Consider the following 14598-nt stretch of genomic DNA (forward strand, 5'->3'; position numbering starts at 1 on the left):
ATATTGATAGTCGGCGCTCCGGCAGCTTGGGCCGTATCGAATGTCGGATACTTCGTGCGTCCCAGATTAATGTAGAGGCTGGTGAAATTGACGCGCCCCAACAGTAGACCGATCGGGGGCATCAGGATGTCATTGACAAAAGACGTGATGACCTTGCCGACCGCGCCGCCGATGATGACACCGACAGCCAGGTCGATCATGCTACTCCTCACGGCGAACCGCTTGAACTCATTCCACATGAGTCACCTCTACGTGCAGTATAGCAACTGCTCGTGGTATCGCGAGTCAGTGAGGCGTGCCTAGTAACGTGTCATCCCCGCACGCCAATTCGTCATTCCCGCGAAGGCGGGAATCCATCAGTCGAACTTCCGGTTCTTGAGCCGACTTCAATTGGGCCGCAGTCTTTCAACCGCGGAAACTAGCGGAGCCGTAAGTAATCGTGGCCGGCGCAGTATCGCTTCAATTGGGCCGCGGTCTTTCAACCGCGGAAACGTACGTGACAGCCCGAGCCACAGGCACCGGAGCCAGAGCGCTTCAATTGGGCCGCGGTCTTTCAACCGCGGAAACTCCGTATCATGTCGGCGTCTAAAACGGTGATCCCCTTGCTTCAATTGGGCCGCGGTCTTTCAACCGCGGAAACCGGGATCTGGCAAGACGAATGGCGCAGCACCATCGGGCTTCAATTGGGCCGCGGTCTTTCAACCGCGGAAACTTTCGTGACCCATATGGCAGGGTTCCTGATTTGGTCGCTTCAATTGGGCCGCGGTCTTTCAACCGCGGAAACGAGCAAGTCAACGAGGCGGTTGACGTCGTGCTCGGTGCTTCAATTGGGCCGCGGTCTTTCAACCGCGGAAACGAAGCCGGAGAACGCCGAGGCGCGCGCCGCGTTCACGCTTCAATTGGGCCGCGGTCTTTCAACCGCGGAAACCGCCATTGCGAGTATAGGTGTCAACCGACTGGAACCCGCTTCAATTGGGCCGCGGTCTTTCAACCGCGGAAACCTGGAAAATCGAATCAGGGCAATCATGCAGGAAGAGCTTCAATTGGGCCGCGGTCTTTCAACCGCGGAAACATGGGCAGCGGGAAGGAAGCCGATCAATGGGGGCAGGCTTCAATTGGGCCGCGGTCTTTCAACCGCGGAAACCTTCGATTGGGTAGCCCTTCTCGTCCAGCTTGCCATCGCTTCAATTGGGCCGCGGTCTTTCAACCGCGGAAACGTGAAGCGGGCGGGGGTCAAGTACGATGCTCACTAGCTTCAATTGGGCCGCGGTCTTTCAACCGCGGAAACGCCATCCGGCCACGTCAGTTGCGCCTTCTCACCCGTGCTTCAATTGGGCCGCGGTCTTTCAACCGCGGAAACCGACCAGCCGTCTTCTTCAGCTTGCCAAACGCCCAGCTTCAATTGGGCCGCGGTCTTTCAACCGCGGAAACTGGGTACCGTCTAACGTATAGACATTGTCGACAAACTCGCCCTGGGCATACTCCAGATACCCAAGGCGAGGACAATACACATATTCGGTCAGCATGCGGACGGGGAGGAGGTCGGCATCCCGCGGCTCTGCCATGCTACCCTCGTCCTTTGATTGCGATGAACCTCCCCATGCCGTAATGTGCTTCTCCCCCGACGAGAATGGGGCCGGTGACCGGACTGGCGAAGGTGATACGGAAGCCACAGGCGTGACCGACAGGTGAGCGGTCCTGGCGCACTGCACGGAAGTCGTACCATGGTGTCCTGCGCCCATGGATCAAAGCTGCCGGCAGTACGCCCGCGGTCACGGGGGCGGGAAGTCCCTGGTGACCAAGTTCGGTCAACAACTGTTCAAGCTCGGTGTCAACAACCCGGCGAGCCTCGGCCGTGCCACGGAGTTTGGTGTGACGCATGGGCAGGAATGGCGTGGCTGACTCCCAGACCGTCGAGGACCCCAGCGTGGGGATATCGACATCCTGTGGAGCACCGCTACCCAGATAGACGACTGTCAAGTCTTGGTCTCTGCGGTACAGACGGCGAACAGCCGTCAGGGCATTCAGCGTGTCGGGCTGCATGCCGTCGCGCAGGTACACGAAGATGTGATCCAGCAGACCGTCACCGTCCTCGTCGGAGGGCAGGACATACATGTGGTGATGACCCTTGACCGGCACGCCCTGGTCGTCCTTGCCCGAGAGCTGAAGCGACGGCGTGGTGTGCTTCTGAATCGCGGCCTTGTGGAACAGGTCGGCAACCAGCAGGGTGTCTCTGACTGGGGGCAGCACCGGACCGTCGAGGAGAAATGCCCCCAGTTGGGGCATCGTTCCAGGCTGCATAGTCGCTGGCGACGGCTGGATGGCGAAGCACGCCTGGTCGCGCGCATAGGAACGCTCGATGGCTCCTGCAGGGAGAGGACGCCGCTCCCGCTGCAAGTCTGACGTCTCAACCTGCAACTCCTCCAGTGTGCAGGAGGGCTTCGGACACAACACGCGCACGATGCTGGTGTCACCCTCGCGTGCATCGTCACTCAGTGGAACACAGTTGATGGCAGCCACGGACCCGTCACTGCGAGCCTTGCCACGAACCCAGCTTTCGCTGCGACCGAGATAGTCGAGACGCGACAGCAAGAGGTCCAGCGACTGAAGATCGCTCTCAGGAAGGGTCAGGCCAGGCCAATACAATGTGAGAATGTCCGTTGGAGCCACAGCGACAAACGTGTCGAAAATTAACGAAGACTTGCTGTGGCCGCGTTCAGGATCATTCCCATAGAGCGCTAGATAATGCCGGACGTGCGCAACTGTCGCAGGCGGCAGATGAACCATGGGGGGCAAGGCAAAGATGTGACAGAGACGCTCAATTGTGTCAGTATCGACGACGCCCTGCGCCTTGCCCAAGGCAGTGGACACCAGGGCGCGCGCGATGCGCCAAGGCGTCGGCGGCCATTCGGGCACGCCCTCGTTAGGGCTGTTGCCCCACGGGGTCGCGTGAAAGCGCCCCGCGATAAACTGCAGATCAATGGCAAGCATGTGCGGCTATTGCACTGACGATTCGTCAGGCGGCTGCTGGTCTGTTTCGCCGGCGGCTTCCTTCTTCTTGGCATCCTCCGTCTTCTTCTTGGCTTTCAGCGCCTTGGCGGATACGGTCAGCCTGGTGACGGGCGGGTCGGCAAACAGCTTCTCGGCGATGCTGCGGGCGATCAGTTCGCGCAGTGCAGCCTCGAGTTCTGCCGCCTGCGGTATGACAAAGCCGATCGGCGCAGTCACAACAAGGTCACTGGGCACGAGGTCGCAGGCCGTGCGAAGGCGCATGCCGGAGTTCAGCAGGAGCCGGATCTTGTAGAGCGCCAGTGCCACCAGCAACTCGAACGCCGTGTCGCCCAGTCCGTAGCCGCGCAGCTGCGCAAGGTCCAGGTTGAAGTAGGCAGTGATGCTGCTTGCCACAAACTCCGTGCGATGGAAGGGGACGTTGCCAAATCCGTTCTTCGTGTTTCCCGAGGGATCGATGACGTCATTCTTGACACCGCCGGAGCTGGCAACGCGGACATCACGGGCTTCCACAAACGAGGACAACGCGCGCGGCAGGCGCAGGCGCCCACCTTCGATGTTGGCCATGAACACGCCGTGCAGCAGGGTGTCAGTATCATGCCCATAGAGAAAACGGGCGAATTTCGGTCGGTCGACGGACTTGTCGCGGGCGTATCCTGTCTCCGCCTTGAGCATCTTCTGCAGGGGTGCCTCCTTCTCATCGCTGACAAGGAAATACGGGGAGTTCAGGCGATGGGCTTCCTGAAGGGAGGTGGTGTGGTCTCCATCCGGCAGTTCGGCCGCAATGAAGGGCAAGCCTTTGAGAGGAGCGACGACGTCCTGAGCTGCCGCATCCCAGATGACGCTTTCCAGCCGATTGGCCATGCTCTGGGCCGATTCGACCAGCAGCATCTCGGTGCCATCAGCCAACGTATAGGTCGCCGCGCCAATATCGGGAAAACCGGTCGGTTGGAAACGGTCACCCTGGACGGGTTTCAGGCTTGCCTGTATGAGCACACGCTGTACAGATTCGAGTTGCTTCACGAGAGTTGTCATATCGATGCCTCCTTTGAGATTGGGCGCAGACATTGCGCCAGTACGTGATCAACGTTATCGACGGGAAACAGGAGTCCGGCATACAGGCGCTGCTGGAGAATCGTGGACACCGGCCACCGGGGGCCGTGATACAGGTCCGCCCTGCCGCCACGCACACTGCCGACAGGAACCATCCCTCGTGCCGTGAGGCCGATACGAGCTGCGTTTGCCGCCTCGGTCACGTGGTGACGTTCAAGAGCGGCCAGCATGGGCGCAGTCGCCTGCAGCGGTGCCATCGTTCCATCTGGCCGGGTGAACTGCGCTTCAGGTGCAAAGAACGGCTTGAGATGGCAATACACCGCCGGCAGGTGTGTGCGGACCAGAGAACGGCGGTGGGTCACACGCGCACTCCAGAAGACGGACGCGTCGACGAGAGCCAGGGCCGTGATCAGCTCCAAAACGCGCCCAGCGTCGATACTGCCGTCGATGAATGCCGCGACGTCGGCCCATGACGCCGCCCAGTCGCTGACGCGTGGGCTGTCAGTGGCTTCCGCGTCCATGATGGAACGCAGCAGCAATTCGAGAGCATGCAGAGGATCGTCCACGTTGACGACGTCATGCTTGCCCTCCGGATCCCAGACAAAGCGACCCAGCTTGTCGCGGCCGACGGGCAAGACCAACTCACGCAGGAAACAGCGGCGGCAAGTCGCTACCCAGGCAGCAACCGAGAAAGCCAAGGCGTACTCGGCGGAATTGTCATCACAGGCCGTCAGCCACTCCGCGCCAAGTGGCCGAATGGGCCTGAACCAGTCGGGCAACCGGCTGCGCGCGATCGTCCGGTGCAGGGAGGCCAGACTGCACAGGATACCCTGCGCGCGCAACGGGGAGGGCGTATGTGCATATTCCATCACGCCATCTTCGAGGATACGCCGGGCTGAACGGGCGCTTGCAGGGGCATCGTCACCGACAGCTCTCTTCAGCTGTCTCAGCCAGGGAATCAGTCCCTCGAGGAGAGACGCGTGGACGTTTGCATGAACGCCAAAACGCCCCAACGGGCTGGCTGCGTACATTCGCCCGTTGCGCATGAGAAAACCGTACCGGACGAACTGCGCGATGTTCTGGTCCACGCCAAGAGATGCGATGGCGATAGAGAACTCGAGCCCCGAGGCAGCCTGAGAAGCCCCGACGCTGGCGCGCCCTTCTCCAAACAGGTGCCGCAACTCCGCAAGAGATAGAGGATGATTCCAGAGCGGTACCCACAGTTCCCCGCGCGAGGTCTTGATCGCTTCTTCGCCAGCCGCGGCGGTGTCGTACCCAGCCGCCGATGTCGTGACACTGAATGGAGCCGCTGCCTGGTTGGAGGTGGTGTGCCGGAGCGACCGTGTTGCCGCACCCGCAAACAGGACTGTCCCCTCCAGCAGCAGGACGTAGTCCCAGGGGTCCACCAGGGAAGGGGCACCAAACCCTGAGGTCAGGTTTGCTCCTCCCGCCATCCCGGGGGAAAACTGACCAACAGATGCGTCGGCCAGCAGCCCGCTCGCGGACGTCTCAGTCGCACCACCCAGTGCGAACAGCAACTGGTCCCTCGTCACGGGGTCGTGGGCATGCTTGGACAGGAGCAGGCTGTCCAGCCGCTGCATGAAGTTGTGTGCGAACTCGAGATGCCCGTCATTGCCGCCAGTGCCAAGTAGCGGAGGCAATGCGGCATCCGCATCCGTCAACACAAACGCAGCATCCAGCCACTCGAGGCACTCGTCCGGCACGGCATTTCTGAGCTCACGCATGATAAGCCGAGCCTGAGCCCTGTCTGGTTTCTCATCGATGGCCATGGATTCAAGAATCTGTTGCATGGCGTGTATGGCCATGCCATACGTGGCGAACCGTGGGTCGTCTGTGTCACGCAGATGGCGCAGGGTTTCTGTCTCAGGAAAGAAGCCGCAGCTGCCGTGCCACGGAGAAACGATCGGCGTCGGCCGGTACTCCATCAGGAAGAAATTCGCCAGCTCTTCCATGTCGAGTCTGGTCACCAGAACAAGTTCATCGTCTCGCCAGAACGCACGGAGATCCGGCTCCTTCTGCTGGACCACCAGCCGGATGATGCCGAGCCCTTTGAGGTAGGAAGCAAGAGGCTCCGGCCGGACGCCGTGCAACACCAGTTCGTGCTGTGTCTCAGTCATCATGGTCACCTCTCTGCGGCGATGCCACCTGCTCGGTTGCGCTGGCCCGTTCATCCGCCGCTTTCATCAGCGCCTCCAGGTAAGCCAGGCGGAACGGGCCCATGGCGGGGTCGTCTCGCAGGCCACACCACTGGTCAGTCCAGCTGCGCGTACCATCTCCTTCCAGCCCCAACCCCGCCGGTGCAAGCGAAAGTGACTGTGGGGACAGCATTTCGCCACCCAGGGTGACCCCCGGCAACAGGGTCCCGTCGACCACCCCGCGGATTCTCCTGGCGCTGCCTTTCTCCACGTGCTCGCTCGGCAGAGAGCGGATGCTCCCGCGGATCTTGCCATGGTGGGCAGCCGCCAGGTAGGCGACCAGAAAGGGCTCTCCACGCTCCAGAGCCGCAAGACCGCTGGCCAGTTCATGACGCATGACGGGCCCTCTGCTCCTGGTCCACCTGTCTGGTGGTGCTTTGGCCCAGATTGTCCCGCTGTGAGCAGCGTCTGTCGCGATCAGGTTCTGGAAGGCCGGATACGCTTTCCCCCAGTCGTGCAGGCGGGCTGCCCTCATCACGCTGTGGCTGATGTCTACCGGGACAGCCACCCCAAGAGCGGCCAGGATTGCGGCTTCCTCCGCTTCGACGTCGCCAGTGTGCTCGCCCAGCGACAGCCAGGTGGAACTGGCAGAGGAGGCGTTGGAATTCTGGCTGTCGGGCTGCTGCGCATTGAGTGCCATAATGTCGACTTCCACTGTAGAGGATGGGTCCCAGCCGGTGCCGGGGTCATACCCTCCCTGGTCGGAGGCAAGCAGAATCTCCATGCCGGGATAGACGCGTCTCTCGTCCGTCTCCCTGTTCCATGCACCTGTCAGAGGATCCAGCAGGTACCATGCATGGGTGCGCAGGAAATCGCGCGCTTCGTCGCCAAGTGGAGCCGGGCACAACTCCGAGTGATCCGGTTCGGGTTGTTCCAACTGGCGCGGAACCTCTGCCGGGACGTGACGCCAGAAGACATAGATGTTGCGCTCCTGATCAGCGCGGATGTACCGGGAGACGTCGATGTCGTTGCCCTCCAGGTCCGGCGTCGTGTCAAACAGTCCCAACAAGTCGCGCCGACGCACGACGTCGCCATGCGGAGCATCGAGCGGAACACTCTCCAACGCCGCCGGACTCGCGTCCGCATGACTGCCCAGCCAAGCGCGCGCAGTGCTCAGCTGTTCCTTCTCATACGGTGCAGCTGCCGTATCCGGCACGTCCACCCAGTAGATGCAATGGCTTTCGTCGCACGTGGCCAGCTCACCCGCACGGTTGAACCGTCCAAAGCGCTGAATCAGGGAAGCCATCGGGGCAAGCTCCGTATACATAAGCTGGCAGGTGATGTCGACCCCGGCCTCCACGACCTGGGTCGTCACCAGGATGGAACCCGGCACGGCATGCCGGTCGACGGGGGCAAGGACACGCTTCTGAAGAGGCTGCCTCTCCGCAGGTCGGAACCGCGAGTGCAGAAGCTGCACGTCAACGCCAGACGCCAAGCGGGACAGCTCGCGGTAGACGCTGACAGCACGTCCGACGGTATTGCAGATGACAATGGTCCGCCCGTTCTTGTGATGTTTGACGATATGCCGGGCCAGCTGGTTGGCATAGGAGGGCTTGTCGTGCGGCGCTGACTTCTGCCGGGCATCGGGGCCGCGGCTTGTCGCCTCGACACGAACACCAGAGGCAACCAGTTGCTTGGACGCACGGTATCGCTTGGCCAGTGCCCTCGTGGACAGGTCCGCCGGTGTCAGCCGCAGGACGCCGTCGCCCGTGGCGAGCCTCTCGTACTCTGGCGTGGAGCGATAATCGACAGTGGCCAGCCAGGACAGGTCCGAGGTGGCCGACATCCACAGCGAGTGGACGGGCAGCCATGTGCCCATGGAGGCGCGGAATGCCTGCAACTGCGTCGAGGAGAGCAGGGAACTTCCCATCAGCTGAATCTCGTCGAAGACCCAGAGACAATCGTTGTTGAGCAGCCCGAACTCAAGGGGCCAACGGAACCTGCTCATGGCATAGCCCCGGTTGAGCGCGCGCGAAATGAGCTGGTCCTGCGTGCCGATGACGATGGCTGACTCCTCCGGATGGACGTCCCATCGGTGGTTGATGGGATCATCTGCGGTGCCGCCCATGAGCACACTCACGGGGACGTCCATGCCGGCTTTGGCGACCCAGCGCAGCGCACAGTCCACCGTCTGCTCGACCAGCACGCGCGTGGGCAGACAGTACACCAGGCGGCGCGGAGTAGACGCCTGCTCCTGCAGACGCTTCCACAGCCATGCAACGATGACTGCTGCCGTCTTGCCAGCTCCCGTGGGAACTGCCAACAGGGCGGGAAAGTCATGTGTCGTACTCAATGCGTTCTGGTAGGGATAGGGCGGATACCCTGTTGTCCGCTCAAAGAACTGACCAAAGTCCTGTACTGCCACACTGCCTCCTCTGGCTGTCCGGCTTCTTCACGACCTGACAGTCTCAATGCAGGTTGCAACGCACTCTATTTCGACATGCTAACATTATCCTATCCAATGACGGAGATGATACAAGACACTCCTTGCCCTGGCGCATGGGTTCCCGCCTTCGCGGGAACGACGGACAAAAACCGTTCGATATGTCATTCCAGCGTCTCCGGGAACGACGCAGAACGGCCTTCGCGGGAACGACGGAAAAAGGCTCACCGGCGAGAGAGAGCGTTGCATGTGGTTCCTGCAACGGTATACTTCTGCTTGTGAAAAGCCAAGGGAGAACCTGACAGTGGTGCCCACTCCGAAGCAACGGAGACCCACTTTTTTCCAACAGCTCATGCCGACGGGTCCTGCTGAGCGCATTCTGCTGAGCTTCACGGTCGTCATTCTTGTCGGAACCTTCTTCCTTCTTCTGCCACAGTCGAACACCGGCGTCCACCCCGGTTTTCTCAGGGCCCTCTTCACAGCTACCAGTGCCACCTGCGTGACGGGCCTCGTCGTCTTTGATACCGGTTCCTTCTGGTCGACGTCCGGTCAGGTGGTGATCCTCCTGCTCATCCAGGTTGGCGGACTCGGCTACATGGTCCTGACGACGATGCTCATGGCCACCTTTCGGAACTCGAGGCTCCGCGTGCGCCAGACCGGTGACTTTCGCGAGAGCGTCGCCGCACCATCGCACCGCGATCCCCGCAGTTTCGCCCGCCTCATCGCATCCACGGTGATCATCTGCGAAGGACTGGGAGCCCTGTTCCTCTCCCTCCGCTTCCTTCACGACATGCCGACTGGCAAGGCTGTCTGGAACGGGATTTTCACTAGTGTAAGCGCCTTCTGCAATGCCGGCTTCGACGTTCTGGGCCGAGGGATGACGAGTTTCGAGACCTACGCAGGCGACATCACGGTCAACCTGGTCGTGCCCGTGCTCATCATCCTGGGCGGCCTGGGCTTTCTTGTCATCGATGAGCTCAGGCACCACCTTTCACGCACACGGCACAAGAGACTTTCGACCCATACCAGGACGGTCCTGGCCCTTTCGGCAGCCCTCGTCGTGGGTGGAGCTGTCCTGATCTTCATACTGGAAAGCATGAACCCCGGAGTGTTCGCATCCCTGTCTCTGAAGGAGCGTGTCCTGACGTCCTGGTTCCAGTCGGTAACGGCAAGAACAGCCGGCTTCAACACCCTGCGGCTTGGTGACATGCATTCCAGTTCGCTGATGCTCATCATCGTCCTCATGTTCATTGGCGCCTCTCCCGGCGGCACCGGCGGTGGCGTGAAAACGACCACGTTTGCCGTCGTCGCTGCGTTCATCTGGAGTATCATCATCGGCTCGGACCAGACACACCTGGGCAACAGGGGCATCCATACGGAAAGCGTCAAGAAAGCTGTCGTCGTGTTCGCCCTCAGCTTGGTTGTCGTCTTTGGTGGGACGTTCCTGCTGGCCATCATGGACGGACACAGGTTTTCGACGCTGGGTCTCCTGTTCGAGGTCACCTCGGCGTTCGGGACTGTCGGCCTGAGCACAGGGATCACTCCAACGCTGTCGGCCGGCTCCAAGATCGTGCTCATCGCGACGATGCTGGCAGGACGTGTCGGGGTTCTCACAGCCATGTTGACACTACTTGCTCCCGTACACAAGTTCGAACGTCGGGTTCACTTCGCTGAAGACGACGTCGCCATAGGATAGGAATAGGAGGCAGGTACCATGAAACCACAGATAGGCGTCATCGGTCTTGGAAAGTTTGGAAGGTCTTGCGCGATCCGTCTGGCTCAGCTGGGATTCGACGTCCTCGCGATCGACGAAACGCAGAGCAACGTCGATAGTATCAAAGACGACGTCGCCGTCGCCGTCGTCGCAGACTCGACGAACCCAGCCGAACTCGAGGCCGCGGGCATCACCAACTGCGACACCGTGGTCCTGACCATCGGAGCGGAGATTGAGCACAGCGTCCTCACCGCCGTGGTCCTCAAGGAGATGGGCATACGTCACCTTGTGGCAAGGGCTTCGTCCGACCTGCACGGCAGACTGCTTTCTCGCATCGGGGCCGATCAGGTCGTCTTTCCTGAACACGATATGGCCATTCGCCTTGCCAACAGGCTCAGCCTTTCCAGCCTCTACGATTTCCTGGAGTCGTCTCCCGATTACGACATCCTCGAGTTCCCCATTTCTCACGCCGCAGAGGGCAAGACCCTCCGGGACCTCGACTACCGCACCCGCTTCGAGCTCAACGTGGTCGGCATTCGGCGTGGAGGAGAGATCTTGATTACGCTTCACTCCGACGACGTCCTCGAACCCGGCGACCGCCTCATCATCCTGGGGAGTGTCGCGAACCTGCACCGGTTCGCCAGCCAGACCCGATTGTGACGCATCAGACCCCTCCGTACCATTTGAACAGTTCAGCGCTGCGCTTGGTCGCCGGCATACTCATTCTGGCACTACTGACGAGCGCAACCGGGTGTGCGGCTCCCGGACGCCAAGTCATCGCCATCGGCTCCTACGACATGACTGAGGTCGACCATTTCCTGAGCTCAGCTGCGCCCGCTGCACGCGGCATGGCCCTGGTCGTCGTGAAGGATGGGAAGGTCATCGAGGGCGCCGGCTACGACAAATTCGGCCCCGGAACAGTTGTGGACATTGGTTCCGCTTCACGCTGGCTGGCGGCGGCGGCGATGATGACCCTCGTGGACCAGGGAACACTTGCCCTGGGCGACCCCGTCTCCAAGTACCTGCCCGAGTTCACCGGCGAGAAGGCCGGCATCACGATACGACAGCTTTGGTCCTATGATTCTGGACTGCCGGCAACAGACGCCTCGATCGACGACCGGACGCTGACGCTGGAAGAGTGTGTCAGACGCATTGCCGCCGGACCCTTGCCCTCCCTGCCCGGCACCGCCGTGAGCGACGGGTCCGTTTCCATCCAGGTCGGAGCCCGCGTCTGTGAAGTCATCAGCGGGATGACATGGCAGGAGTTTTTCCGCGTCCGTATCACCGAACCTCTCGGCATGGACAGCACGAGCTTCAACCTGATGGGCTTCAACCGGAATCCAGATGTGGCCGGCGGCGCACGTTCGACGGCCGAGGACTATGCCCGGTTCCTGACCATGCTCATGCAGGGCGGTGTCTGGTCCGGCAAGCACGTCCTCTCGGCGGAGGCGGTCGCCCAGATCGAGCAGGACCAGGCTCCCGCATCCACCATCGCTGTGACTCCCTATACCGCAGTCGCGTCGCTTCTGCCCTCGACCAGCCGCGCCCGTCCAGGGCTCGGCATGTGGCGGGAGGAAACCGACCCCGGCACTGGAACCCTCCTTATCGCCTCCTGCCCCGGTACCTACGGGTTCACGCCGTGGATCGACCACAAACTGAACCTCGCAGGAGTCCTGTCCATGAAGTACGACCTGGCCAAGGCCGCCTACGACATCATGCGCGTGCGCCAGCTGGTGCCCCAGGCAATTGCCGCCGGGCTTCGCTTCAAGGATGTCCCCGCCACGTCGTGGGCCTTCGCCGCCGTCACCGACCTGAGCGCCCGCGGTCTCGTCACCGGGTATGAGGATGGCAAGTTCCATCCGGACAACGCGGTGACGCGAGCCGAGTATGCCAAGCTTGTCTGCAGCGCCCTGGGCGTCGAGCCGGACACCGTGACGTCCGATCCCTTCAAGGACGTCACGGTCACTCACTGGGCGGCAGGCTACGTCGCTGCTGCCGTCGGCAAGGGCTGGCTGACCGGGTATCCCGGGGGCCTCTTCAAGCCCGAGGAGCCCGTGAGCATGGCCCAGGCACTTGTGGTCGTCACACGTTCACAGCGCTGGAACGACAGGGCAACACTCCCCTATGCGGACGTCCAGCCCGGCTACTGGGCCCACGCGTTCATCGAGGCCTGCTTCACCAGGGGCATCATCAAGAAGCCCGACCCCGGTATCGAATCCGGTGGAAAGCTGAGCCCCGAGGGCCATTGCACACGTGCCCAGGCATGCGTTCTCCTCAGCCGCCTGCTTGCCTTGAAACCCTGACCCTCCATTCAGAGCTGTAACATTGGTGCCTGTCCCCAATGTTACAAACGCCCCGGATTGCTCCAGGGCGCTCTGCATTCAGGAAGCTTGGGCTGAGAGACTAGTCGTCCTCATCGTCTTCGGCTTCGTCCGTTTCTTCTTCCTCTTCCTTTTCCTCGTCGTCCCAGTCGGTATCAGCGCCGGCAAGGTCCTCAAGGATATCCTGAAGGTCGTCCAGCCGGTCCATCAGATCATCGATATCAGCATCCGGCAGGTCGGACGCATCGACCTGTTCGTATGCCTCATCAAGCTCTGCACGCAAGCGTGCTGCCTCTTCCACCGCGACATTGTCCTTGTCAAGCTCGCTGATTTTCAGTTCGAGCGCACTGACGATTCCTTCGAGCCGTACTCTCTCGTCATCCATGACTGCCTCCCATGCAAACATGTGGGTGTGATGCCGGCACTATAGAGAAAACGCCCCACGTTTCAAGCCTCCGATCTAGAAATGCCAGACGGCCGGGCAAAAACCCGGCCGTCTGCAGTGCCCCAGCGAGGGCAGATTACTGTGCCTAAGCTTCACTCTTGTCGACGGCCGAGCCTTCGACGGTCGGTTTCGTCGGCGCGTCGACAAGCTCTACGGCAATGGTATAAGACGCCGCGAGAGCGGCGACTGCCCCGATGGCCGCCCACACGGGAAGCAGGACCGCGCCCACGACACCTGCGGTGAGCGGGACCTCAAACAGCGTGTTGCCGTCCTTGTCCTTGATCGTGATACGCCGGACGTTGCCCTGATGAACCAACTCCTTAACCTGCTGCAGCAGCTTCTCGCCGCTGACCTTGAACTCTTCCGTTCGATTGCTCATATCTCGTCTCCTCTGATGTTGTTGCAGATTCGCAGGATCACTGCACTGCGCCTGTCCTGCCGTCACCTTATCTACGCAGGTGAAGGAGCCGAGGTTACACGGGCGCTGGTACGGCTGCCCCGTGAGGCTATACTAATGAGGAACGCGGCCCCACCGCGGAAGGGAGGAACCTCATGGAGAAACGACCATTTGGCAAGACCGGTGTCGAACTCCCGATCCTGAGCCTCGGATGCCAGCGACTGGTGGATGAGGAAGGTTGCAGCCAGGACCAGGCTGTTGCCATCCTCGAACAGGCCCTGAAACGCGGTGTGTGCTACTTTGACACGGCGCCTGCCTACTCGGAGGGCGAAAGCGAACGGCGTGTCGGGCTAGTGGCAACCAGGCGGCGCACGGACATGTGGATAGCGACCAAGGTCAATGAGACCACGCGGGACGGTGCCCGTCGGCAGCTCGAGGCGAGCCTCGATCGACTGCAGACCGACCACGTGGAAGAAGTGCGTTTGCACAACGTCTTCAACTTCGACCGTCTGGATGCCATGACTGGCAAGGACGGGGCGCTCCAGGCTTTGATCGAGGCGCGGGACGAGGGACTGGTCCGGTTCATCAGCATCTCGGGACACGCAAACCCCCAGGTACTTCTCGAGGCCATCCGGCGATTCCCTTTCGACACAGCCCTGTGCGCCGTCTCGGCGCTGGACCATTTCATCTACAGCTTCGCAGAGGAGTTTCTGCTATTTGCGCTCCAGAAATGCATGGGCGTCGTCGGCATGAAGGTCCTGGGCTGCAAGGCCTTGGCTGCCAACTGGCAACAGGCACTGCGGTACAGCATGGGTTTGCCGCTTACCACCGTTATTCCCGGCTGCTCCACCATCGAACAGCTGAACGGCAACATCGACCTCGCCGAAAACTTTGTGCCGATGGCCAGCGTCGAGCGTCTGGCGTTCTTCCCCGACATCCTGCCGATGGTTACGCCGCAGAACATGTACTGGAAGTCCAAGGACTGGGGACGCAAGGACTGGATAGAACGGAAAGAACCATTCGGATTGACGCGCACCGGCTGCCAGTAATGGTGAGCCAC

Annotated in this window: 11 protein-coding genes and 1 CRISPR repeat array; of the genes, 4 read left to right on the forward strand and 7 right to left on the reverse strand. The window is 61.3% G+C overall.

Translation table 11 applies throughout. The annotated features are described in order from the left end of the window. The 5 genes from mscL to cas3 all read right to left on the reverse strand — a co-directional run. Nucleotides 1-239: large conductance mechanosensitive channel protein MscL (gene mscL, locus SMC1_RS01780; protein ID WP_119085101.1), on the reverse strand; the 239-nt coding region annotated here is incomplete at its 3' end. 144 nt (nt 240-383) lie between these two features. Beyond that, a CRISPR array of direct repeats spans nt 384-1431; the repeat unit is 36 nt; unit sequence GCTTCAATTGGGCCGCGGTCTTTCAACCGCGGAAAC. 135 nt (nt 1432-1566) lie between these two features. Further along, the gene (gene csb2, locus SMC1_RS01785; protein ID WP_119085102.1) at nt 1567-2991 is read right to left on the reverse strand and encodes a type I-U CRISPR-associated protein Csb2; all 1425 of its coding nucleotides are present in this window, start codon (nt 2989-2991) and stop codon (nt 1567-1569) included. A gap of 6 nt (nt 2992-2997) precedes the next feature. Then, nucleotides 2998-4044: a type I-U CRISPR-associated RAMP protein Csb1/Cas7u gene (gene cas7u, locus SMC1_RS01790; protein WP_119085103.1), complete on the reverse strand. Its 1047-nt coding sequence runs from the start codon at nt 4042-4044 to the stop codon at nt 2998-3000. Continuing rightward, a complete protein-coding gene (csx17, locus tag SMC1_RS01795; protein WP_165849128.1) occupies nt 4041-6203 on the reverse strand; it encodes a type I-U CRISPR-associated protein Csx17 in 2163 nt (720 codons plus the stop codon). The genes cas7u and csx17 overlap by 4 nt, the downstream gene beginning before the upstream one ends. Then, the gene (gene cas3 / locus SMC1_RS01800) at nt 6193-8643 is read right to left on the reverse strand and encodes a CRISPR-associated helicase Cas3' (RefSeq protein ID WP_119085105.1); all 2451 of its coding nucleotides are present in this window, start codon (nt 8641-8643) and stop codon (nt 6193-6195) included. The genes csx17 and cas3 overlap by 11 nt, the downstream gene beginning before the upstream one ends. A 322-nt stretch (nt 8644-8965) precedes the next feature. Between cas3 and SMC1_RS01805 the strand changes: the two genes are divergently transcribed. Genes SMC1_RS01805 through SMC1_RS01815 form a run of 3 tightly spaced genes read left to right on the forward strand, consistent with a single transcriptional unit; the run spans nt 8966 to nt 12678 of the window. Beyond that, complete coding sequence (locus tag SMC1_RS01805; protein WP_207799266.1) at nt 8966-10357, forward strand: TrkH family potassium uptake protein; 1392 nt, start codon at nt 8966-8968, stop codon at nt 10355-10357. An 18-nt stretch (nt 10358-10375) separates the two neighbouring features. Continuing rightward, nucleotides 10376-11035 (forward strand): potassium channel family protein, encoded by a 660-nt coding sequence (locus SMC1_RS01810; RefSeq protein ID WP_119085107.1) that lies wholly within the window; start codon nt 10376-10378, stop codon nt 11033-11035. A gap of 44 nt (nt 11036-11079) precedes the next feature. Beyond that, nucleotides 11080-12678 carry a serine hydrolase gene (locus tag SMC1_RS01815; RefSeq protein WP_207799267.1) on the forward strand — a complete coding sequence of 533 codons (1599 nt, stop codon included), beginning with the start codon at nt 11080-11082 and terminating at the stop codon, nt 12676-12678. Nucleotides 12679-12778: 100 nt separating this feature from the next. Here SMC1_RS01815 and SMC1_RS01820 read toward each other — a convergent pair whose 3' ends face one another. Further along, nucleotides 12779-13081 (reverse strand): hypothetical protein, encoded by a 303-nt coding sequence (locus SMC1_RS01820; RefSeq protein ID WP_119085109.1) that lies wholly within the window; start codon nt 13079-13081, stop codon nt 12779-12781. Between the two features lie 145 nt (nt 13082-13226). After that, the gene (locus tag SMC1_RS01825) at nt 13227-13520 is read right to left on the reverse strand and encodes a DUF4342 domain-containing protein (RefSeq protein WP_119085110.1); all 294 of its coding nucleotides are present in this window, start codon (nt 13518-13520) and stop codon (nt 13227-13229) included. 173 nt (nt 13521-13693) lie between these two features. On the opposite strand from SMC1_RS01825, the gene SMC1_RS01830 reads away from it, so the two are divergent. Then, complete coding sequence (locus SMC1_RS01830) at nt 13694-14587, forward strand: aldo/keto reductase (protein WP_119085111.1); 894 nt, start codon at nt 13694-13696, stop codon at nt 14585-14587. Nucleotides 14588-14598: the final 11 nt, after the last annotated feature.

This window comes from Candidatus Cryosericum septentrionale, assembly GCF_003570995.1.
GTDB classification, from domain to species: Bacteria; Caldisericota; Caldisericia; order Cryosericales; family Cryosericaceae; genus Cryosericum; species Cryosericum septentrionale.

Coding starts and splice junctions, on each gene's coding strand:
- csb2 (WP_119085102.1), bottom strand. CDS start 2,991: ATGCTTGCCATTGATCTGCAGTTTATCGCGGGGCGCTTTCACGCGACC.
- cas7u (WP_119085103.1), bottom strand. CDS start 4,044: ATGACAACTCTCGTGAAGCAACTCGAATCTGTACAGCGTGTGCTCATA.
- csx17 (WP_165849128.1), bottom strand. CDS start 6,203: ATGATGACTGAGACACAGCACGAACTGGTGTTGCACGGCGTCCGGCCG.
- SMC1_RS01810 (WP_119085107.1), top strand. CDS start 10,376: ATGAAACCACAGATAGGCGTCATCGGTCTTGGAAAGTTTGGAAGGTCT.
- SMC1_RS01820 (WP_119085109.1), bottom strand. CDS start 13,081: ATGGATGACGAGAGAGTACGGCTCGAAGGAATCGTCAGTGCGCTCGAA.
- SMC1_RS01825 (WP_119085110.1), bottom strand. CDS start 13,520: ATGAGCAATCGAACGGAAGAGTTCAAGGTCAGCGGCGAGAAGCTGCTG.
- SMC1_RS01830 (WP_119085111.1), top strand. CDS start 13,694: ATGGAGAAACGACCATTTGGCAAGACCGGTGTCGAACTCCCGATCCTG.